Raw genomic sequence first — 21035 nt, 5'->3', positions numbered from 1 at the left:
TTTTTATATACAGTATAGTTGCAATATTAAAACCACAAGGAATGAGTGTTGATTATGCGAGCAGACTCGCACTCCTGCCAGTCTGCTGCAAAAGAAAGGTCAAGCCTTATGGTGGAAATAATCACTCAGGCGGGAAAACATGCTGCCTTCCCCGACAGATTCCAGGGTAACCAGCGGCCAGTGCGCCACCTGTTTATCACGGTCGTAAAGTTCAATTTCCCCTACCCGCTGATGGGCGCTAATTGGCGCGGTGAGTTCTTTACCATCAAGGGTATATTTGGCTTTGATATGTGGAATTTCGGCTTTCGGTAGCACCATCCAGAACTCTTGTTCCGTTCCCAGGTCGATATTTTCTTTATCACCATACCAGATGCGTTCCGTACCGACCTTTTTCCCACGGTGCAAAATTTGCACCGTAGTAAAGTTTTGTTGCCCCCAACGCAGTAATTTTCTTGCCTCTTCCTCACGACCTTTTGCACTGTCAGCCCCCATTACCACTGCAATGAGACGACGCTGCCCATCTACAGCCGAAGCAATGAGATTAAACCCGGCACCAGAAGTATGACCCGTTTTCAGGCCGTCAACATTCATGGTTTTATCCCACAATAACCCGTTACGGTTTTGCTGGGTGATACCGTTCCAGGTGAGGCTTTTCTCACTGTACATATGATAAAACTCGGGCTCGCCGTGGATGATAGCGCGAGAAAGCACGGCTAAATCATAAGCCGAGCTATGCTGGCCAGGTGCATCCAGACCATGCACTGTTTCAAAATGCGTATCCTTGAGATGCAGCTTCTCGGCATAGTTGTTCATCATTTCAACAAACTGCCGTTGCCCACCGGCAATATAGTCAGCCAGAGCAACACAAGCGTCATTTCCGGAATCCACAATTAAACCACGGCTTAAATCACGTACCGATACGCGATCGCCCTCTTTCAAAAACATCAGTGAAGAACCGACAAACACCGGATTATCTTTCGCCCACGCATCACGCCCCACGGTGACAATATCTTCTGGCGTAACGCGATGACTATCGATAGCGCGATCCACGACATAGCCCGTCATCAGCTTTGTCAGGCTGGCGGGATTGCGCTGTTGATGCTCATTACCCGCGGTGAGAATCTGACCGGTAGTGTAATCCATCAATACCCAGGACCCGGCATGAATCTCTGGAGGTTGAGGTGAAAAAGGAATGTTTTCCGCCGCAAAACCAGACGATAAATTAAAAACGAACAAAGAAGCAGCAATAATAAGACGGCGTTTCAACAGCAAACCCTCAGGTGTTTCAAGTAGCTGTTCTTTTTACGGAAATACTTATGAACTGGCTGGAATAAAGTGCAAGAAAATGTGACTACTATCTCATTTTTATCTGACATGATCTGTTGCAACTCGCTGCCAAATTGTCGCGCTAAAGCTGATTAGCACGGTGATATTTGATACTCTGGCAGACAGCAGAAATAACGGATTTAACCTAATGATGAATGACGGTAAGCAACAATCTACCTTTTTGTTTCACGATTACGAAACCTTTGGAACGCACCCCGCGTTAGATCGCCCTGCACAGTTCGCAGCCATTCGCACTGATAACGAATTCAATGTCATCGGCGAACCCGATGTTTTTTACTGCAAGCCCGCGGATGACTATTTACCCCAGCCTGGAGCAGTATTAATTACCGGTATTACCCCGCAGGAGGCACGGGCGAAAGGAGAAAACGAAGCCACGTTTGCCGCCCGTATTCACTCGCTTTTTACCGTACCGAAGACCTGTATTCTGGGCTACAACAATGTGCGTTTCGACGACGAAGTCACACGCAACGTTTTTTATCGTAATTTCTACGATCCTTACGCCTGGAGCTGGCAGCATGATAACTCGCGCTGGGATTTACTGGATGTTATGCGTGCCTGTTATGCCCTGCGCCCGGAAGGAATAAACTGGCCTGAAAATGATGACGGTCTACCGAGCTTTCGCCTTGAGCATTTAACCAAAGCGAATGGTATTGAACATAGCAACGCCCACGATGCGATGGCTGATGTGTACGCCACTATTGCGATGGCAAAGCTGGTAAAAATGCGTCAGCCACGCCTGTTTGATTATCTCTTTACCCATCGCAATAAACACAAACTGATGGCGTTGATTGATGTTCCGCAGATGAAACCCCTGGTTCACGTTTCCGGAATGTTTGGGGCATGGCGCGGCAATACCAGCTGGGTAGCACCGCTGGCGTGGCATCCTGAAAATCGCAATGCCGTAATTATGGTGGATTTGGCAGGAGACATTTCGCCATTACTGGAACTGGATAGCGACACATTGCGCGAGCGTCTATATACCGCAAAAGCCGATCTTGGCGATAACGCCGCCGTTCCGGTTAAACTGGTGCATATCAATAAATGTCCGGTACTGGCCCAGGCGAATACGCTACGCCCGGAAGATGCCGACCGACTGGGAATTAATCGTCAGCATTGCCTCGATAACCTGAAAATTCTGCGTGAAAATCCGCAAGTGCGTGAAAAAGTGGTGGCGATATTCGCGGAAGCCGAACCGTTTACGCCTTCAGATAACGTGGATGCACAGCTTTATAATGGCTTTTTCAGTGACGCCGATCGTGCAGCAATGAAAATTGTGCTGGAAACCGAGCCGCGTAATTTACCGGCACTGGATATCACTTTTGTTGATAAACGGATTGAAAAGCTGTTGTTCAATTATCGGGCGCGCAACTTCCCGGGGACGCTGGATTATGCCGAGCAGCAACGCTGGCTGGAGCACCGCCGCCAGGTTTTCACGCCAGAGTTTTTGCAGGGCTATGCTGATGAATTGCAGATGCTGGCACAACAATATGCCGATGACAAAGAGAAAGTGGCGCTGTTAAAAGCGCTTTGGCAGTACGCGGAAGAGATCGTCTGAAACAAAAAAGCCGGAGCGACAAACTCCGGCTTTTTGAGATTTACCGGATGATTATGTCATCCGGCTTGTAAGATTATGCAACGTCTTCGTACTGCGGAACCGGGTTACGGAAGCTCTTGGTGACACAAGCCAGGTAAATCAGGCCGATTGCCGCCCAGATCAGACCCAGAACCATTGAGCTTTCTTCCAGGTTAACCCACAGCGCACCTACAGTCAGCGCACCACACATCGGCAGGAACAGATACTGGAAGTGATCTTTCAGCGTCTTGTTACGCTTCTCACGGATCCAGAATTGCGAGATAACCGACAGGTTAACGAAGGTGAACGCCACCAGCGCACCAAAGTTAATCAGCGCCGTTGCCATTACCAGGTCAAAGTTGATTGCCAGCAGGGCAATCGCGCCAACCAGGATGATGTTCATCGCCGGAGTACGCCATTTCGGGTGTACATAACCGAAGAAGCTTTTCGGGAACACGCCGTCACGTCCCATTACGTACATCAGACGCGCCACACCTGCGTGCGCCGCCATACCGGACGCCAGTACGGTAATGGTGGAGAAGATCAGCGCGCCAACCTGGAACGCTTTACCCGCAACGTACAGCATGATTTCAGGCTGTGACGCATCCGGATCTTTAAAGCGAGAGATATCCGGGAAATACAGTTGCAGGAAGTAAGTTGCAAAGATGAAGATCATGCCGCCGATCAGCGCGGTCAGGAAAATCGCACGTGGGATCACGCGCTCTGCATCTTTGGTTTCTTCCGACAAGTTGCTGATGCCGTCAAAGCCGGTAAAGGAGAAGCACAGAATCGTCGCACCAGTGATCATCGGGATGACATGTGCATCACCAGACCAGAACGGACGAGTGCTCGCCAGCGTACCAGCACCTTCACCTTCAAATACGCCGTAAACTACCATGCCCAGAATTACCGCGATCAGCACTACCTGCAACACCACGATGACGGTGTTGAAGTTCGCTACGGATTTCAGACTACGCAGGTTAAAGGCGGTCATAAAGGCCACCAGTGCCACCACAAACATCCACGATGGGATGGAAGGCACCAGAGCTTCAAAATAGATTTTCGCCAGCAGAATGTTGATCATCGGCGCGAACAGATAGTCGAGCAGAGAAGACCAACCCACCATAAAGCCGACGGTCGGGCTAATGGATTTCTGGGCGTAAGTGTATGCAGAGCCAGCAGAAGGATAGCGGCGAACCAGCTTCCCGTAGCTCAGAGCCGTAAACAGGATCGCAATCAATGCGAACGCATAGGCTGTCGGCACATGACCATCCGTGAGGCCTGAAACGATACCAAATGTATCAAACAGCGTCATCGGCTGCATATAGGCAAGACCCATCATTACAACCGGAACTAACGTAAGCGTTTTACGCAATTCCACGCGAGAGGTGTTTGGAGTAACGTTATGCGACATGGTCATTCTCCTTTACGGTAATAACCGTCGCGTAAGCAAAAAATTGCCCCATTTTTTTGGATTCCTCAGCGACAACAACTGTCGATTTTTAGTAAATATCTATCCGGTACGAAGCCCGGCCTCTTGGTATGAATGATTGGTTTGAAGCAAAAAATAACCGACGCTAATTAAACGTCGGTTTTTAGTCATTTTTTGACAGCGGCGCATTGTGCCTAAATGGGGGGGAAATGACAAGAGAATGAGAGGCTTGTCATAATAATTTTTCTTTAAATGGCTGATTTTCCGTCATCAGATTTTGCATAAACACCGGCGATCGCACTATTTGCTAAAATTTCATCTCGCCACCAGCCGCTGGCAAGCCCTGCGGTCTGTTCATTCCAGCCAATCCAGACAGGTTCAAAGAGAGTTTGGGCGACCACTTTCTTCTCGATTAACGCGCCACTATCGAGAAAACGTTGCGCCAGATAACGGGGTAAATAGCCGCAGCCAAGGCCGCTAATTTGCAGCTCCAGCTTGGTTTTAAAATCGAAAACGGTAATGGCTTCTTGTTCGTCGAGAAGTTGCGAGGCCGTAGAAGCGCCTGCCTGCGCAGTATCCCCTACCACAATCGCCCTATATCGCTTAATGATACGACGGTTTAACGGTTCTTCTTCCTGGGCTAACGGATGATGGGGCGCGACCGCAAAGACTTGTTCAAGATCGCCCAACCGTGAAAAACCAAACTCACTGGAAGATGGTGGCTCATGCATCGCACCAACAATAATATCCGCTCGTCCCTGAGTCAGGGCATCCCAGGAACCACCGAGCACGCCATTGATAAACTTCAGGCGCGTCACGCTATGATGTTGGTAAAAAGCTTCTATAAGTGGCGCGAGGAGAGAAAAAGGGAAGGTGTCGTCCACGCCAATCACCAGCTCGTTTTCCCAGCCTTCATGCAGTTTTATCGCCTGTTTTTCCAGTTCTCGCACGGTATGCAGAACTTCCCGCCCCTTCTCTAATAACATTTTTCCGGTGCGGGTGAATTTAGCGCGGTGACCGCTACGATCAAGCAATTGAATGTTAAGGTCGCTTTCCAGCTTGTGAACGGTGTAACTCAGAGCGGACGGCGTCTTATAGAGTTTGGCCGACGCCGCCGCAAAACTGCCTTCTTTTTCTAAAGCATCGAGGATCATCAACACATCCAGCAGTGGTTTCATACACGCCCCCTTGCAGTGCATGCGGCGTCCTGCTGGCGTGATCGTTTACTCCAGCGGCATTACCAGCGGATCGGGATACTGGTATTCAAATCCCAGTTCATTACAAATCCGGCTGCCATCAATAATCTTACCTTTGCCGCAATCCAGACTATTTCTGAACTGCGGAGGTTCAAGCCCCAGTAAACGGGCCATTTGCGGATAAAAAACATTACGCGCAGGGTGAGCTGGCGCACATATATTATAGATGTGTCCGCCTTTAGGTGCCTGTAACAACAGGGTGATAGCGCCAATAACATCTTCTAAATGGACTAAATTGACACCATGTTCACCATCAGGCGCGGTTTTTCCGGCAAAGAAGCGACCAGGATGACGTTCCGGCCCGACCAGGCCCGCAAGACGCAGAATATCGACTGAAGTACCGGGTAAATTGTGCAGCCAGTCTTCAAGTTCTTTTAATACTCGTCCACTGTTGGTCACCGGATTACGCGGGGTGGTTTCTTTAACGGTGCCTTGTGCGTCGCCATAGACAGACGTTGAGCTGGTAAAAATAATGCGGGGAATATGATGAGCCAGCGCGCTATCCACTAACTCTTGTACCGCTTGTAAATAGAACTCATCGCCGGGGCCGCTACGACGTGCCGGAAGCGTGATGACCAGCGCATCAGCATCCATCAGGGCATCCAGATCGTCAGAATCGCAAACTAACTCAGGCTCCATGCGAAGCAGATAGCTATCAATGCCACTCATTCGGGCCGCTTCGACACCATCTTGTGTGGTTTTACTCCCGGTGACTTGCCAGCCTCGCGCTGAAAGTGACATCGCCAGCGGCATACCTAACCACCCTAACCCGACAATTGCGACCTTTTTCATCCGTTATCTCCTGATACACCTTAGATCTATAAGGCTACGCTAGCGTATCAAAACTGACAATTCATTCTATGAATGAAATCGAAACTGTTAGCAAATATACAATTGCCTGATGCGCTCCGCTTATCAGTCCTACAAAAACATCAATATATTGAATTTAGGCAACATTTGTAGACCAGATAAGGCATTCACGCCGCATCCGGCAGGAACCAAGCCCACTTTAGTTACAGAACACAATGTTCTTGAGGGTTTTAAAGACATATTTTCACGATTACTTTTTTAACGTAGCCACTCCTGGCCCTCTCCTTTCCCCGCTCATTCATTAAACAAATCCATCGCCATAAAATATATAAAAAAGCCCTTGCTTTCTAACGTGAAAGTGGTTTAGGTTAAAAGACATCAGTTGAATAAACATTCACAGAGACTTTTATGACACGCGTTCAATTTAAACACCACCATCATCACCATCATCCTGACTAGTCTTTCAGGCGATGTGTGCTGGAAGACATTCAGATCTTCCAGTGGTGCATGAACGCATGAGAAAGCCCCCGGAAGATCACCTTCCGGGGGCTTTTTTATTGCGCGGTTGATAACGGTTCAGACAGGTTTAAAGAGGAATAAGAAAATGACAGATAACACTCGTTTACGCATAGCTATGCAGAAATCCGGCCGTTTAAGTGATGACTCACGCGAATTGCTGGCGCGCTGTGGCATTAAAATTAATCTTCACACCCAGCGCCTGATCGCGATGGCAGAAAACATGCCGATTGATATTCTGCGCGTGCGTGACGACGACATTCCCGGTCTGGTAATGGACGGCGTGGTTGACCTTGGGATTATCGGCGAAAACGTGCTGGAAGAAGAGCTGCTTAACCGCCGCGCCCAGGGTGAGGATCCTCGCTACTTTACCCTGCGTCGTCTGGATTTCGGCGGCTGTCGCCTTTCGCTGGCAACGCCGGTTGATGAAGCCTGGGACGGCCCGCTCTCCTTAAACGGTAAACGTATCGCCACCTCTTATCCTCACCTGCTCAAGCGTTATCTCGACCAGAAAGGCATCTCTTTTAAATCCTGCTTACTGAACGGTTCTGTCGAAGTCGCCCCGCGCGCCGGACTGGCGGATGCGATTTGTGATCTGGTTTCCACCGGTGCCACGCTGGAAGCTAACGGCCTGCGCGAAGTCGAAGTTATCTACCGCTCGAAAGCCTGCCTGATCCAACGCGATGGCGAAATGGAAGAATCCAAACAGCAACTGATCGACAAACTGCTGACGCGTATTCAGGGCGTGATCCAGGCGCGCGAATCAAAATACATCATGATGCACGCACCGACCGACCGACTGGATGAAGTCATCGCCCTGCTGCCAGGTGCCGAACGCCCAACCATTCTACCGCTGGCGGGTGATCAACAGCGCGTAGCGATGCACATGGTCAGCAGCGAAACCCTGTTCTGGGAAACGATGGAAAAACTGAAAGCGCTGGGTGCCAGTTCAATCCTGGTCCTGCCGATTGAGAAGATGATGGAGTGATCGCCATGAGCTTTAACACAATCATTGACTGGAATAGCTGTACTGCGGAGCAACAACGCCAGCTGTTAATGCGCCCGGCGATCTCCGCTTCTGAAAGCATTACCCGCACTGTTAACGATATTCTCGATAACGTGAAAACGCGTGGCGATGAGGCCTTGCGGGAATACAGCGCGAAGTTTGATAAAACCACGGTTACCGCGCTGAAGGTATCTGCGGATGAGATCGCCGCCGCCAGCGAACGCCTGAGCGACGAGCTAAAACAGGCGATGGCGGTGGCAGTAAAGAATATTGAAACCTTCCACACTGCGCAAAAACTGCCGCCGGTAGATGTCGAAACGCAGCCAGGCGTGCGTTGCCAGCAGGTCACGCGCCCGGTCGCTTCAGTGGGTTTGTATATTCCTGGCGGCTCCGCACCGCTCTTCTCAACAGTATTAATGCTGGCAACTCCGGCGCGTATTGCGGGCTGTAAAAAAGTGGTGCTGTGCTCACCGCCGCCGATTGCCGATGAAATTCTTTACGCGGCGCAGCTGTGCGGCGTGCAGGACGTGTTTAACGTCGGCGGCGCACAGGCCATTGCCGCACTGGCGTTTGGTACAGAATCCGTGCCAAAAGTGGACAAAATCTTCGGGCCTGGCAACGCCTTTGTCACCGAGGCAAAACGTCAGGTGAGCCAGCGTCTGGACGGTGCGGCGATCGATATGCCCGCAGGCCCATCGGAAGTGTTGGTGATTGCCGACAGTGGCGCAACGCCGGATTTCGTGGCTTCTGATTTGCTCTCTCAGGCTGAACACGGCCCGGATTCACAGGTGATTTTGCTGACTCCTGATGCTGATATGGCGCGTCGCGTTGCCGAAGCCGTCGAACGCCAGCTGGCAGAACTGCCGCGAGCCGAAACCGCCCGTCAGGCACTGAGCGCCAGCCGCCTGATCGTAACCAACGATTTAGCGCAGTGCGTGAAGATCTCCAACCAGTACGGCCCGGAGCACCTGATCATTCAGACCCGCAACGCCCGCGAACTGGTCGATGGCATTACCAGCGCCGGTTCGGTATTTCTCGGTGACTGGTCACCGGAATCGGCAGGTGATTACGCCTCCGGCACGAACCACGTGCTGCCGACTTACGGTTACACCGCCACCTGTTCCAGCCTCGGGCTGGCAGATTTCCAGAAACGCATGACCGTACAGGAACTGTCGAAAGAAGGCTTTTCCACGCTGGCTTCGACCATTGAAACACTGGCCGCCGCCGAGCGCCTGACTGCCCACAAAAATGCCGTTACTTTGCGTGTTAACGTCCTTAAGGAGCAAGCATGAGCACCGTGACTATTACCGATTTAGCGCGTGAAAACGTCCGCAACCTGACGCCGTATCAGTCGGCGCGTCGTCTGGGCGGTAACGGCGACGTCTGGCTGAACGCCAACGAATATCCCACAGCCGTGGAGTTTCAGCTTACTCAGCAAACGCTCAATCGCTACCCGGAATGCCAGCCAAAAGCAGTGGTTGAAAATTACGCGCAATATGCAGGCGTAAAACCGGAACAGGTGCTGGTCAGCCGTGGCGCGGACGAAGGTATTGAACTGCTGATCCGCGCTTTTTGCGAACCGGGTAAAGACGCCATCCTCTACTGTCCGCCAACGTATGGCATGTACAGCGTTAGCGCCGAAACCATTGGTGTCGAATGCCGCACAGTGTCGACGCTGGACAACTGGCAACTGGACTTACAAGGCATTTCCGACAAGCTGGACGGGGTAAAAGTGGTCTACGTTTGCAGCCCCAACAACCCAACCGGGCAACTGATCAACCCGCAGGATTTTCGCACTCTGTTGGAGTTAACCCGCGGTAAGGCGATTGTGGTTGCCGATGAAGCCTATATCGAGTTTTGCCCGCAGGCATCGTTAGCTGGCTGGCTGGCGGAATATCCGCACCTGGCGATTTTGCGTACCCTTTCGAAAGCCTTCGCGTTGGCGGGGCTTCGTTGCGGATTTACGCTGGCAAACGAAGACGTCATCAACCTGCTGATGAAAGTGATCGCCCCCTACCCGCTCTCGACGCCGGTTGCCGACATTGCCGCACAGGCGTTAAGCCCGCAGGGAATCGACGCCATGCGCGAACGGGTGGCGCAAATTATTGCAGAACGCGAATACCTGATTGCCGCACTGAAAGAGCTCCCCTGCGTGGAGCAGGTTTTCGACTCTGAAACCAACTACATTCTGGCGCGCTTTAAAGCCTCCAGCGCAGTGTTTAAATCTTTGTGGGATCAGGGCATTATCTTACGTGATCAGAATAAACAACCCTCTTTAAGCGGCTGCCTGCGAATTACCGTCGGAACCCGTGAAGAAAGCCAGCGCGTCATTGACGCCTTACGTGCGGAGCAAGTTTGATGAGTCAGAAGTATCTTTTTATCGATCGCGATGGAACCCTGATTAGCGAACCGCCGAGTGATTTTCAGGTGGACCGTTTTGACAAACTCGCCTTTGAACCGGGCGTGATCCCGGAACTGCTGAAGCTGCAAAAAGCGGGCTACAAACTGGTGATGATCACGAATCAGGATGGTCTGGGAACACAAAGTTTCCCGCAGGCGGATTTTGATGGCCCGCACAACCTGATGATGCAGATCTTCACCTCGCAAGGCGTGCAGTTTGATGAAGTGCTGATTTGCCCACACCTGCCCGCCGATGAGTGCGACTGCCGTAAGCCGAAAGTCAAACTGGTGGAGCGTTATCTGGCTGAGCAAGCGATGGACCGCGCCAACAGTTATGTGATTGGCGATCGCGCGACCGATATTCAACTCGCTGAAAACATGGGCATTAATGGTTTACGCTACGACCGCGAAACCCTGAACTGGCCAATGATTGGCGAGCAACTCACTAAACGAGACCGTTACGCCCATGTAGTGCGCAACACCAAAGAGACGCAGATTGACGTTCAGGTGTGGCTGGATCGCGAAGGTGGCAGCAAGATTAACACCGGCGTTGGCTTTTTTGATCACATGCTGGATCAGATTGCCACTCACGGCGGCTTCCGTATGGAAATCAACGTTAAAGGCGACCTCTATATCGACGATCACCACACTGTCGAAGATACCGGTCTGGCGCTGGGCGAAGCGTTAAAAATAGCTCTTGGCGACAAACGCGGTATTTGCCGCTTCGGTTTTGTGCTGCCGATGGACGAATGCCTTGCCCGCTGCGCGCTGGATATCTCTGGTCGCCCGCACCTGGAATATAAAGCCGAGTTTACCTACCAGCGTGTGGGCGATCTCAGCACTGAAATGATCGAGCACTTCTTCCGTTCGCTCTCATACACCATGGGCGTGACCCTGCACCTGAAAACCAAAGGTAAAAACGATCACCACCGTGTAGAGAGCCTGTTCAAAGCTTTTGGTCGCACTCTGCGCCAGGCCATCCGCGTGGAAGGCGACACCCTGCCCTCGTCGAAAGGAGTGCTGTAATGAACGTGGTGATCCTTGATACCGGCTGCGCCAATTTGAACTCGGTGAAGTCTGCCATTGTGCGTCACGGTTATGAACCCAAAGTTAGCCGTGACCCGGACGTCGTGTTGCTGGCCGATAAACTGTTTTTGCCTGGCGTCGGCACCGCACAAGCGGCGATGGATCAAGTGCGTGAGCGCGAACTGTTTGATCTCATCAAAGCCTGTACCCAACCGGTGCTGGGCATCTGCTTAGGGATGCAACTGCTGGGGCGGCGCAGCGAAGAGAGCAACGGTGTCGATTTGCTGGGCATCATCGACGAAGACGTGCCGAAAATGACCGACTTTGGTTTGCCGCTGCCACATATGGGCTGGAACCGCGTTTACCCGCAGGCAGGCAACCGCCTGTTTCAGGGGATTGAAGACGGCGCGTACTTTTACTTTGTTCACAGCTACGCAATGCCGGTCAATCCGTGGACCATCGCCCAGTGTAATTACGGCGAACCGTTCACCGCGGCGGTACAAAAAGATAACTTCTACGGCGTGCAGTTCCACCCGGAGCGTTCTGGTGCCGCTGGCGCTAAATTGCTGAAAAATTTCCTGGAGATGTGATGATTATTCCGGCATTAGATTTAATCGACGGCACCGTGGTGCGTCTCCATCAGGGCGATTACGGCAAACAACGCGATTACGGTAACGACCCGCTGCCGCGCTTACAGGATTATGCTGCGCAAGGTGCCGAAGTGTTGCATCTGGTGGATCTGACCGGGGCAAAAGATCCGGCTAAACGTCAAATCCCGCTGATTAAAACCCTGGTCGCGGGCGTTAACGTCCCGGTGCAGGTTGGCGGCGGTGTGCGTAGTGAAGAAGACGTAGCGACGTTACTGGAAGCGGGCGTTGCGCGCGTGGTGGTTGGCTCCACCGCGGTGAAATCACCAGAAATGGTGAAAGGTTGGTTTGAACGTTTCGGTGCCGATGCCTTAGTGCTGGCGCTGGATGTCCGTATCGACGAGCAAGGCAACAAGCAGGTGGCAGTCAGCGGCTGGCAAGAGAACTCAGGCGTTTCGCTGGAACAACTGGTGGAAACCTATCTGCCCGTCGGCCTGAAACATGTGCTGTGTACAGATATCTCGCGCGACGGCACGCTGGCAGGTTCTAACGTCTCTTTATATGAAGAAGTGTGCGCCAGATATCCGCAGGTGGCATTTCAGTCCTCCGGCGGTATTGGCGACATTGAAGATGTTGCTGCTCTACGTGGTACTGGCGTGCGCGGCGTAATAGTTGGTCGGGCATTACTGGAAGGTAAATTCACCGTGAAGGAGGCCATCGCATGCTGGCAAAACGCATAATTCCGTGTCTCGACGTTCGTGATGGTCAGGTGGTGAAAGGCGTACAGTTTCGCAACCATGAAATCATTGGCGATATTGTACCGCTGGCAAAACGCTACGCCGAAGAAGGTGCGGACGAGCTGGTGTTCTACGATATCACCGCTTCCAGCGATGGACGCGTGGTAGATAAAAGCTGGGTATCCCGCGTGGCGGAAGTGATCGACATCCCGTTCTGCGTGGCGGGGGGGATTAAGTCTCTGGATGATGCCGCCAAAATTCTTTCCTTTGGCGCGGATAAAATTTCCATCAACTCTCCTGCGCTGGCGGACCCGACGTTAATTACTCGCCTGGCCGATCGTTTTGGTGTGCAGTGTATTGTGGTCGGTATTGATACCTGGTACGACGCCGAAACCGGTAAATATCATGTGAATCAATATACCGGCGATGAAAGTCGCACCCGCGTCACTCAGTGGGAAACACTCGACTGGGTACAGGAAGTGCAAAAACGCGGTGCCGGAGAAATCGTCCTCAACATGATGAATCAGGACGGCGTTCGTAACGGTTACGACCTCGAGCAACTGAAAAAAGTGCGTGAAGTTTGCCACGTCCCGCTGATTGCCTCCGGTGGCGCAGGCACCATGGAACACTTCCTCGAAGCCTTCCGCGATGCCGACGTTGACGGTGCGCTGGCAGCTTCTGTATTCCACAAACAAATAATCAATATTGGTGAATTAAAAGCGTACCTGGCAACACAGGGCGTGGAGATCAGGATATGTTAACAGAACAACAACGTCGCGAACTGGACTGGGAAAAAACCGACGGTCTGATGCCGGTGATTGTGCAACACGCGGTATCTGGCGAAGTGCTAATGCTGGGCTATATGAACCCGGAAGCCTTAGACAAAACCCTCGAAAGCGGCAAAGTCACCTTCTTCTCGCGCACTAAACAGCGACTGTGGACCAAAGGTGAAACGTCCGGCAATTTCCTCAACGTAGTAAATATTGCGCCGGACTGCGACAACGACACATTGCTGGTGCTGGCGAATCCCATCGGCCCGACCTGCCACAAAGGCACCAACAGCTGCTTCGGCAACACCGCTCACCAGTGGCTGTTCCTGTATCAACTGGAACAATTGCTCGCCGAACGCAAATCTGCCGACCCGGAAACCTCTTACACTGCCAAACTGTATGCCAGCGGCACCAAACGCATTGCGCAAAAAGTGGGCGAAGAAGGCGTGGAAACCGCGCTGGCCGCGACAGTACATGATCGCTTTGAGCTGACCAACGAGGCGTCTGATTTGATGTATCACCTGTTGGTGTTGTTGCAGGATCAGGATCTGGATTTAACAACGGTGATTGAGAACCTGCGTAAACGGCATCAGTGAGTTGCGGGGTCAGCGGATGCGATGTTGTTGTCGCATCCGGCAAAAAAAACGGGCAAGGTGTCACCACCCTGCCCTTTTTCTTTAAAACCGAAAAGATTACTTCGCGTTGTAATTACGCAGAGCGTTACGCCCCAACACAATCCCCGCGCCAACCATGCCGCCCAGCAGCACTGCCAGAATCAAGGTAATTGCCTTTTTCGGGCTATCGCGACGAATAGGTAACGTCGGTTTCATCACATAACGGTAAGCATGAATATCAAGATCATCAACCTTTAAGTTTTCGATATCCAGCAGGTTTTGACGAGTCTGATAGTAGTTTGGCGAGAACACCAACGGACGGGTCGCCTCATGCTTAATCATCGACTCCAGCGCTTCGCTCCCCAAAAGGAACAACGTATCTTGTGTCACATCTTCAGTCTGCTGAACTTGTGGCTTTGTCACCTGCGCCTGATTCGCATACTGCAACGCTTCCTGAATCTGACGGATACGCAGATCTTTCTGCTCCTGCGCAACCACTTCCTGCGTCTTCAGAGAATCCTGCAAGTTTTTCATACGCAGCGCGATATTGTCTTTCAGGTCTTTTTCCAGTTCTTCATTGACCTGGTCGTCAACTTGCTGGATATACTTCGCCAGCTGTTTCTGCGCACCTTCAGGTGTTCCACCCACATAAGAAACCGCTAAAGGTAAGGACTGATTTTTAACGGTAGGCTCAATGGTCAGCTTTTCTGCTTCTTCCTGGTTATCCAACGTTTCTGCTAATGCGGAGAATGCAGTGCTGTAACGTCCGATAAGTGAAGCCTGAATGTCGGAAACTTTCGGTACAGCTGATCCGTAGATCACATTCATCGCGTTGGTATAACCAGCGATTTGCCCCACATCAGGTTGAGTAACGATAGCTGTTGAAGTCCACTTTTCTTTGGCTACGGACAGGTACCCGATAGTCAGAGCTATAGCCACAATGACAGAAATGATGATTGTCATCTTGCCGCGCCATAGTTGGACCAGTAAATCAATCAAATCAATCTGTTCCGGGTCATGGTTTTGCCCAGAAACATTATTATTTTCTACTCTCATCATTACCCTAACGGACGAAATAATTTTAAGTCGCCATAGTTTAGCGATAATCGTCATGAATGCTATAGGATAAATGATAAAAATAATGAATCATTACAAAGGGAACATAAGAGAATCAGGGCGAAAATCGCCCTGATAACAGGATGTTAGTCACTGCCAAAGAGATCGCGGGTGTAGACTTTGTCTGCCACATCCTTAAGCTCTTCTGCCATACGGTTGGAAATAATGACGTCGGCTTGTTGTTTGAAAGTGGCGAGATCACGTTCCAGCCGAGAGTTGAAGAATGAATCTTCTTTCATCACCGGTTCGTAGATGATCACTTCAACGCCTTTCGCCTTGATACGTTTCATAATCCCCTGAATAGAAGACGCACGGAAGTTATCTGATCCGCTCTTCATAATCAGACGATAAATACCCACCACTTGCGGCTTGCGTGACAAAATGGCATCGGCAATAAAATCTTTACGCGTGCGGTTTGCATCGACAATTGCCGAAATCAGGTTATTCGGCACAGACTGGTAGTTCGCCAGTAACTGCTTGGTATCTTTCGGCAGACAATAACCACCATAGCCAAACGACGGGTTGTTGTAATGGTTGCCAATACGCGGATCGAGACAAACGCCTTCGATAATCTGGCGAGTATTCAGACCTAAACTTTCTGCATAGCTATCCAGTTCATTAAAGTATGCTACGCGCATCGCCAGATAGGTATTAGCGAAAAGTTTAATCGCTTCTGCTTCAGTGGAGTCGGTAAACAGGGTTGGGATATTTTGCTTAATCGCGCCTTCCTGTAACAACGCAGCAAAACGTTCTGCGCGTTCTGAACGCTCACCAATGACAATACGTGAAGGATGGAGATTATCGTAAAGGGCTTTACCTTCACGGAGAAATTCGGGGGAGAAAATAATATTTTCAGTACAATATTTCTTATGCATCGCTGCGGTAAAACCAACGGGAACCGTGGATTTGATGACCATAACCGCATAAGGATTTATCTCTACTACGTCTTTAATTACTGATTCTACACTGGATGTATTGAAATAATTAGTTTTAGGATCATAGTCGGTTGGAGTGGCGATGATGACATAATCAGCATCACGGTAGGCTTCATTTTTATCTAATGTGGCATTAAAGTGTATGTTATCTGATTGCAAAAACTGCTTAATTTCCTTATCAACAATAGGAGATATCCGATCATTCAGCATAGCAACGCGTGACGGTAAAATATCTAATGCCACAACCTCATGATTTTGTGCGATTAGAAGCCCGTTTGACAAGCCTACATAACCGGTACCGGAAATGGTGATTTTCATTTCATGCTCTCAGAATTAACTTAACTGTGAATCATGATGTTTTTAGCATCCTGATAAGAGCTAAAAGTTTTAACGCTACGTTGTCAGATGGTCAACGCAACAAAAAACAATTCAGATTTTCTTTATAAGAATAGCTGATATTTATTAAGTTAATATTAAGCAGTGAAATTTAGTCTATAAGATAATCGGCAAAAAAAAACCGGCGCAATACACGCCGGGCTTCAATTTATTGTTGGTTAAATCAGATTAATCCAGCCATTCGGTATGGAACACACCTTCTTTATCAATGCGCTTATAAGTATGCGCACCGAAATAGTCACGCTGTGCCTGGATCAGGTTCGCAGGCAAAACAGCGGCACGGTAGCTATCATAATAGGCAACCGCAGCAGCGAAGGTCGGAACCGGGATACCATTTTGTACTGCATAAGCAACGACATCACGCAGCGCCTGCTGGTAGTCATCGGCAATTTGCTTGAAGTAAGGAGCCAGCAACAGGTTAGCGATCTGCGGATTTTCGGCATAAGCATCGGTGATTTTCTGCAGGAACTGCGCACGGATGATGCAGCCAGCACGGAAAATCTTCGCGATTTCGCCGTAGTTCAGATCCCAGTTGTACTCTTCAGACGCAGCACGCAGCTGAGAGAAGCCCTGAGCGTAAGAAACGATTTTGCCAAGATACAGCGCACGGCGAACTTTTTCGATGAACTCAGCCTTGTCGCCTGCTGGCTGTCCTTGCGGGCCAGAGAGAACTTTAGATGCGGCAACACGCTGATCTTTCAGAGAAGAGATATAACGTGCAAACACAGACTCGGTAATCAGCGACAGCGGTTCGCCGAGATCTAGCGCACTCTGGCTGGTCCATTTGCCTGTACCTTTGTTTGCTGCTTCATCCAAAATCACATCAACCAGGTAGTTACCGTCTTCATCTTTTTTGGTGAAGATATCTTTGGTGATGTCGATCAGGTAGCTGCTTAGTTCACCGTTATTCCACTCGGTAAAGGTCTGAGCCAGTTCTTCGTTGGTGAGGCTCAGGCCACCTTTAAGCAGTGAATAGGCTTCAGCAATCAGCTGCATATCGCCGTATTCAATACCGTTATGAACCATCTTCACATAGTGGCCAGCACCATCGGCACCAATATAGGTAACGCATGGCTCGCCGTCTTCAGCAACGGCGGCGATTTTGGTCAGGATCGGTGCAACCAGTTCATAGGCTTCTTTCTGGCCACCAGGCATAATGGAAGGACCTTTCAGCGCACCTTCTTCACCACCGGAGACACCGGTACCGATAAAGTTAAAGCCTTCGGCAGAAAGCTCACGGTTACGACGAATGGTGTCCTGGAAGAAGGTATTACCACCATCAATGATGATGTCACCTTTATCGAGGTATGGCTTGAGGGAATCAATAGCAGCATCCGTGCCTGCACCTGCTTTCACCATTAACAGGATGCGACGAGGCGTTTCCAGAGATTCAACAAACTCTTTCACCGTATAGTAAGGAACCAGTTTTTTGCCTGGATTTTCGGCAATCACTTCTTCCGTCTTCTCACGGGAACGGTTGAAAATAGAGACGGTATAACCACGGCTTTCGATGTTGAGCGCAAGGTTGCGCCCCATCACTGCCATACCGACTACGCCAATCTGTTGCTTTGACATTGTTTACTCCTGTCAGGGGTGATCACCGCGGGGTTGCGGCTTATTGAAGATAAAGAATAGCTTAATTTATATCTTCTTTTACAGTCATATATTTCCTAATTAGGAAATTGCTTGTAACTTGTACATTTTTATATTTAGCCACTAATGTTATAAAAACGTTCGGCTAATTTTATTAATTCATTACCACTATTATTTTGAATTAGTTCAACATGATTTTCTTTGCCTGTATTGAAATAATCACTACCAATAGCAGAAAGATGTGAGAATGGTGATGTGCACGTCTTATCAAAAAGAGAACACCCCAAAAAATAATTCATTGAATACTGAATCCCTAACATGTGCAATATTGTTGGCGCGAAACTTAAAGAATTTTCACCTCCTGCATCTAAAACTTCAGGCGTAATATTTTTCCCAATGATCAGAAATGGTATTTTGTCCACAAAATAACGAGAATCGCTGTTAAATGATTTCTTATATTCTGTCGAAGGAAATGTAGAATGATCCGATGTAATTATCAACAACGTATTGCCATAAAATGAACTGCGCCGAAAAAAATCAACAAACTTCCCCAACTGAAAATCATAGTTATAGAATTTATTGTAGAGAGGATTGCTACCATCAAAATATTTTTCATTTGGACTATCTTGACCATGATGAGTACCAGATGGGTACACACCAATAAAAAAGCGTTCGTTTTTATTTTCTTGAGAACGTAAAAAATATTGCAGTGCATTAAATGTTTGCTTATCAGTCATTCTGTCGCGTTGATAACCAATAAAATCTCCCATACCAAGAACTTTATCAAAATTAAGCGTTTTCAACATAGTGTTGAGTGGGCTATTTTTTTCTGTAGACGCTATAAAATAACTTTTATAGCCATACTCTTTCAATATATCCGGCAAAGATGTTTGACGATGAAGATAAATATTATTAATTTCTACGTTAGATAATTGTGCAATACCAGTACCAGCATCAGTTAACCCATCACGAAATTGATAGCCAGAAGTTAACTGGCCTCTTAAACCTCGAAAGGTTGCTGCTGTATGGTTATAATAATTTTTAAAACTTAGTGCTTCAGTAGATAACTTATCTAAATTAGGCGTAATTGGAAAATGCGCCATTTTTGAATTACCAATAATCTCCGATGAAAATCCCTCAGCAAAGATTACAATAACATTACGCCCTTTGAAGTTGTTGTTATTCTGTAGAGGGTTAATAAAAACACTTGTTTTTAAAAAAGATTTCCCGGCATCACCGATCTTCTCACTAGGCTTAAAGGTTTGCTGTAAATAGTACAATTTTGCTGTTTCATAAAAAGCATATACCGGTCCCGTGCTTATGAAAGAACACACAAGCAATAATACTATACAGAAAAAATTAAATTTATAATATTTAATACGGCCGACTAGAGCACCAGAAGGCATCGTAACGAATGAAACTATAACAAATAAAATAAAAATAGAAAAAACCTTGATTACCTCGCCAATGCCTAGCGATTCAACTTCTGCAGCATTCGACAAGGCAAGAGGCATCAAATATTGTCCTGAACTAAATAGCGATGCTGCCTGTACACCTAAAATTGAGAGATAAATCCCCCACAAGATATTGCTTATAAACTTTCTTTTTATCAGAAAGATTGCCATACTTGCAAGTGTGTATTCGATAGTAAATAACAAAACACTATCCGCCCTTCCTGAGTAAAGTAAAATACTCAAGAAAATAAAAAAAGGTAGTATTATTCTAATTATATTCTTAAAGTTCATGTCGAATTAAACCATATTATTTAATAATTTTAATGCTATTCATTCAATATTCTGTCACTGAGCGAGGAAGGACTAGTAAAGCCCGCTCCCCGCAAGGACTGACGCGAGATAGTTTCTGTCCATGGCTGCTTTTCGCATCTTACGTCTTAATCCTGTCTTGAATACCTTATCATTCGTCAAAATATTAATAGCAATGTGCCGTATCCCTGAAAATAATTCTGCTGCATTTCCTCTTCTTATTTTACAATCGTCTTCATTCATTACCACGTCCAGACGCCAGTGCAGCTTATTCTCCACGTGCCAGTGATTTCAAATCGCTGTCGCAAACTTCTCAGCGGTTAAATCAGCAGAACTGATATAATATCTGACCATCATTTCGGGCTCTTTCTTTTGTTCTGCTATTATTGAGCGAAAGGAGACTGCCACGCATAATTTTTTCAGTCCTTTCCATTCAAACGTGAAATCAATAAGTTCATCAGGGTCATCGCAAACAATATGAAGACGGATATCTTCTCTGCCGTGACTCTTTTCACTAATTGCATAACTGTCATGCTCTGGATTATTTAATTCTTTCAGTGGGAATTTTTCTTCAAAGGCTTTATTAAGCCGACGCTGATTTCCTTTTACAGCGAATAAATAATCACCTCCCTGTTTTTGTATCTTCTCTGCAATATCTTTCTGGCAACCCATCGCATCAGTTGTGATGATTTTTCCTTTAATATCCAGCATGTTAAGAAGTTCTGGGATAGCTGTAATCTCATTGGATTTCTCATCCGTCTTGATCTGTCCGATGACCAGACTGTGCATTGTTGAGAACGCACTAATGACATGAATCGCTCCCCTGCGGCGACTCTTGTCATAAGAGCGCCGGAGCGTTTTTCCATCAATTGCAATGACGCCTTTATCATCTGAAGAATGGCAGTCACGCATCCAGTTAATAAAGCACTCGTGAAATTTTGCAGGACTGATACAGGATACAACTCTGGCAATGGTATCGTGAACAGGAATACCATTTTCAAAATCACCATATTGCTTCAAAAAATCGAGATGTGTTTCTCCAAAATCCTCTATATCTTCCCAGCCTTCTGCACCAGAAATGACGGCACAAATAGTCAACAGTAGAATATCCGATAATTTATGTTCCACTTTCCAGGCTTGTCTGTAATCGGGGATAAT

19 protein-coding genes, 1 pseudogene and 1 other annotated feature are annotated in these 21035 nt (G+C 48.5%); of the genes and pseudogenes, 10 read left to right on the top strand and 10 right to left on the bottom strand.

All coding sequences use genetic code 11. The annotated features are described in order from the left end of the window. Positions 1 to 99: 99 nt before the first annotated feature. Positions 100 to 1266, bottom strand: a complete 1167-nt coding sequence (gene dacD / locus FQZ95_RS19275; RefSeq protein ID WP_160530534.1) for a serine-type D-Ala-D-Ala carboxypeptidase DacD — start codon at positions 1264 to 1266, stop codon at positions 100 to 102. Positions 1267 to 1474: 208 nt separating this feature from the next. Here dacD and sbcB point away from each other — a divergent pair, with 208 nt between their 5' ends. After that, positions 1475 to 2902 carry an exodeoxyribonuclease I gene (gene sbcB / locus FQZ95_RS19270; protein ID WP_160530533.1) on the top strand — a complete coding sequence of 476 codons (1428 nt, stop codon included), beginning with the start codon at positions 1475 to 1477 and terminating at the stop codon, positions 2900 to 2902. A 73-nt stretch (positions 2903 to 2975) separates the two neighbouring features. Here the strand turns inward: sbcB and plaP are convergent, their stop codons facing one another. The 4 genes from plaP to FQZ95_RS19250 all read right to left on the bottom strand — a co-directional run bounded on the left by plaP (position 2976) and on the right by FQZ95_RS19250 (position 6400). Beyond that, positions 2976 to 4334, bottom strand: coding sequence for a putrescine/proton symporter PlaP (gene plaP / locus FQZ95_RS19265; RefSeq protein ID WP_000019197.1), 1359 nt, complete (start codon positions 4332 to 4334; stop codon positions 2976 to 2978). Beyond that, positions 4324 to 4386: a membrane protein YoeI gene (gene yoeI, locus FQZ95_RS19260; RefSeq protein WP_010723108.1), complete on the bottom strand. Its 63-nt coding sequence runs from the start codon at positions 4384 to 4386 to the stop codon at positions 4324 to 4326. The genes plaP and yoeI overlap by 11 nt, the downstream gene beginning before the upstream one ends. A gap of 214 nt (positions 4387 to 4600) precedes the next feature. Further along, positions 4601 to 5530, bottom strand: coding sequence for a LysR substrate-binding domain-containing protein (locus tag FQZ95_RS19255; protein ID WP_000803366.1), 930 nt, complete (start codon positions 5528 to 5530; stop codon positions 4601 to 4603). 45 nt (positions 5531 to 5575) lie between these two features. Further along, a complete protein-coding gene (locus FQZ95_RS19250; protein WP_160530532.1) occupies positions 5576 to 6400 on the bottom strand; it encodes an SDR family oxidoreductase in 825 nt (274 codons plus the stop codon). A 426-nt stretch (positions 6401 to 6826) separates the two neighbouring features. Between FQZ95_RS19250 and hisL the strand changes: the two genes are divergently transcribed. The 9 genes from hisL (at position 6827) to hisIE (ending at position 14056) form a co-directional block, all read left to right on the top strand. Next, positions 6827 to 6877: a his operon leader peptide gene (gene hisL / locus FQZ95_RS19245; RefSeq protein WP_001364200.1), complete on the top strand. Its 51-nt coding sequence runs from the start codon at positions 6827 to 6829 to the stop codon at positions 6875 to 6877. Continuing rightward, positions 6853 to 6976, top strand: a sequence feature (His leader region). It overlaps the preceding gene by 25 nt. A gap of 46 nt (positions 6977 to 7022) precedes the next feature. Further along, on the top strand, positions 7023 to 7922 hold the full coding sequence (gene hisG, locus FQZ95_RS19240) for an ATP phosphoribosyltransferase (RefSeq protein ID WP_000131779.1): 900 nt from the start codon (positions 7023 to 7025) through the stop codon (positions 7920 to 7922). 5 nt (positions 7923 to 7927) lie between these two features. Further along, positions 7928 to 9232 (top strand): histidinol dehydrogenase, encoded by a 1305-nt coding sequence (gene hisD, locus FQZ95_RS19235; RefSeq protein WP_160530531.1) that lies wholly within the window; start codon positions 7928 to 7930, stop codon positions 9230 to 9232. Further along, the gene (hisC, locus tag FQZ95_RS19230) at positions 9229 to 10299 is read left to right on the top strand and encodes a histidinol-phosphate transaminase (RefSeq protein ID WP_160530530.1); all 1071 of its coding nucleotides are present in this window, start codon (positions 9229 to 9231) and stop codon (positions 10297 to 10299) included. Before hisD ends, hisC begins: the two co-directional genes overlap by 4 nt. Beyond that, positions 10299 to 11366: a bifunctional histidinol-phosphatase/imidazoleglycerol-phosphate dehydratase HisB gene (hisB, locus tag FQZ95_RS19225; RefSeq protein WP_000080093.1), complete on the top strand. Its 1068-nt coding sequence runs from the start codon at positions 10299 to 10301 to the stop codon at positions 11364 to 11366. Before hisC ends, hisB begins: the two co-directional genes overlap by 1 nt. Then, the gene (hisH, locus tag FQZ95_RS19220; RefSeq protein ID WP_001103586.1) at positions 11366 to 11956 is read left to right on the top strand and encodes an imidazole glycerol phosphate synthase subunit HisH; all 591 of its coding nucleotides are present in this window, start codon (positions 11366 to 11368) and stop codon (positions 11954 to 11956) included. The genes hisB and hisH overlap by 1 nt, the downstream gene beginning before the upstream one ends. Then, positions 11956 to 12693 carry a 1-(5-phosphoribosyl)-5-[(5-phosphoribosylamino)methylideneamino]imidazole-4-carboxamide isomerase gene (hisA, locus tag FQZ95_RS19215; RefSeq protein WP_160530529.1) on the top strand — a complete coding sequence of 246 codons (738 nt, stop codon included), beginning with the start codon at positions 11956 to 11958 and terminating at the stop codon, positions 12691 to 12693. The genes hisH and hisA overlap by 1 nt, the downstream gene beginning before the upstream one ends. Continuing rightward, on the top strand, positions 12675 to 13451 hold the full coding sequence (gene hisF, locus FQZ95_RS19210) for an imidazole glycerol phosphate synthase subunit HisF (protein WP_000880156.1): 777 nt from the start codon (positions 12675 to 12677) through the stop codon (positions 13449 to 13451). The genes hisA and hisF overlap by 19 nt, the downstream gene beginning before the upstream one ends. Next, a complete protein-coding gene (gene hisIE / locus FQZ95_RS19205) occupies positions 13445 to 14056 on the top strand; it encodes a bifunctional phosphoribosyl-AMP cyclohydrolase/phosphoribosyl-ATP diphosphatase HisIE (protein WP_160530528.1) in 612 nt (203 codons plus the stop codon). Before hisF ends, hisIE begins: the two co-directional genes overlap by 7 nt. A 96-nt stretch (positions 14057 to 14152) precedes the next feature. Here hisIE and wzzB read toward each other — a convergent pair whose 3' ends face one another. The 5 genes and pseudogenes from wzzB to FQZ95_RS19180 form a co-directional block, all read right to left on the bottom strand. After that, complete coding sequence (gene wzzB, locus FQZ95_RS19200) at positions 14153 to 15130, bottom strand: LPS O-antigen chain length determinant protein WzzB (RefSeq protein WP_160530574.1); 978 nt, start codon at positions 15128 to 15130, stop codon at positions 14153 to 14155. A 146-nt stretch (positions 15131 to 15276) separates the two neighbouring features. Continuing rightward, entirely contained in the window at positions 15277 to 16443 is a 1167-nt protein-coding gene (gene ugd / locus FQZ95_RS19195) for a UDP-glucose 6-dehydrogenase (RefSeq protein WP_000704844.1), read from the bottom strand. Positions 16444 to 16689: 246 nt separating this feature from the next. Beyond that, positions 16690 to 18096 (bottom strand): NADP-dependent phosphogluconate dehydrogenase, encoded by a 1407-nt coding sequence (gene gndA, locus FQZ95_RS19190; RefSeq protein WP_000043497.1) that lies wholly within the window; start codon positions 18094 to 18096, stop codon positions 16690 to 16692. 134 nt (positions 18097 to 18230) lie between these two features. Beyond that, positions 18231 to 19859: an LTA synthase family protein gene (locus FQZ95_RS19185; RefSeq protein ID WP_237428038.1), complete on the bottom strand. Its 1629-nt coding sequence runs from the start codon at positions 19857 to 19859 to the stop codon at positions 18231 to 18233. Positions 19860 to 19931: 72 nt separating this feature from the next. Next, positions 19932 to 21035: pseudogene (locus tag FQZ95_RS19180) on the bottom strand (ISAs1 family transposase); the annotation flags it as partial.

This window comes from Escherichia sp. HH41S (genome assembly GCF_009820115.1).
Taxonomy (GTDB): Bacteria; Pseudomonadota; Gammaproteobacteria; order Enterobacterales; family Enterobacteriaceae; genus Escherichia; species Escherichia coli_F.
The sequence above is the reverse complement of the archived record's forward strand: the minus strand, read 5'-3'. Positions and strand labels throughout refer to the sequence as shown.

What these genes read in the sequence shown, in the direction of transcription:
- sbcB (WP_160530533.1), top strand. Translation starts at nt 1,475, where the DNA reads ATGATGAATGACGGTAAGCAACAATCTACCTTTTTGTTTCACGATTAC.
- plaP (WP_000019197.1), bottom strand. Translation starts at nt 4,334, where the DNA reads ATGTCGCATAACGTTACTCCAAACACCTCTCGCGTGGAATTGCGTAAA.
- FQZ95_RS19255 (WP_000803366.1), bottom strand. Translation starts at nt 5,530, where the DNA reads ATGAAACCACTGCTGGATGTGTTGATGATCCTCGATGCTTTAGAAAAA.
- FQZ95_RS19250 (WP_160530532.1), bottom strand. Translation starts at nt 6,400, where the DNA reads ATGAAAAAGGTCGCAATTGTCGGGTTAGGGTGGTTAGGTATGCCGCTG.
- hisG (WP_000131779.1), top strand. Translation starts at nt 7,023, where the DNA reads ATGACAGATAACACTCGTTTACGCATAGCTATGCAGAAATCCGGCCGT.
- hisD (WP_160530531.1), top strand. Translation starts at nt 7,928, where the DNA reads ATGAGCTTTAACACAATCATTGACTGGAATAGCTGTACTGCGGAGCAA.
- hisC (WP_160530530.1), top strand. Translation starts at nt 9,229, where the DNA reads ATGAGCACCGTGACTATTACCGATTTAGCGCGTGAAAACGTCCGCAAC.
- hisB (WP_000080093.1), top strand. Translation starts at nt 10,299, where the DNA reads ATGAGTCAGAAGTATCTTTTTATCGATCGCGATGGAACCCTGATTAGC.
- hisH (WP_001103586.1), top strand. Translation starts at nt 11,366, where the DNA reads ATGAACGTGGTGATCCTTGATACCGGCTGCGCCAATTTGAACTCGGTG.
- hisA (WP_160530529.1), top strand. Translation starts at nt 11,956, where the DNA reads ATGATTATTCCGGCATTAGATTTAATCGACGGCACCGTGGTGCGTCTC.
- hisF (WP_000880156.1), top strand. Translation starts at nt 12,675, where the DNA reads ATGCTGGCAAAACGCATAATTCCGTGTCTCGACGTTCGTGATGGTCAG.
- hisIE (WP_160530528.1), top strand. Translation starts at nt 13,445, where the DNA reads ATGTTAACAGAACAACAACGTCGCGAACTGGACTGGGAAAAAACCGAC.
- wzzB (WP_160530574.1), bottom strand. Translation starts at nt 15,130, where the DNA reads ATGAGAGTAGAAAATAATAATGTTTCTGGGCAAAACCATGACCCGGAA.
- ugd (WP_000704844.1), bottom strand. Translation starts at nt 16,443, where the DNA reads ATGAAAATCACCATTTCCGGTACCGGTTATGTAGGCTTGTCAAACGGG.
- gndA (WP_000043497.1), bottom strand. Translation starts at nt 18,096, where the DNA reads ATGTCAAAGCAACAGATTGGCGTAGTCGGTATGGCAGTGATGGGGCGC.
- FQZ95_RS19185 (WP_237428038.1), bottom strand. Translation starts at nt 19,859, where the DNA reads ATGAACTTTAAGAATATAATTAGAATAATACTACCTTTTTTTATTTTC.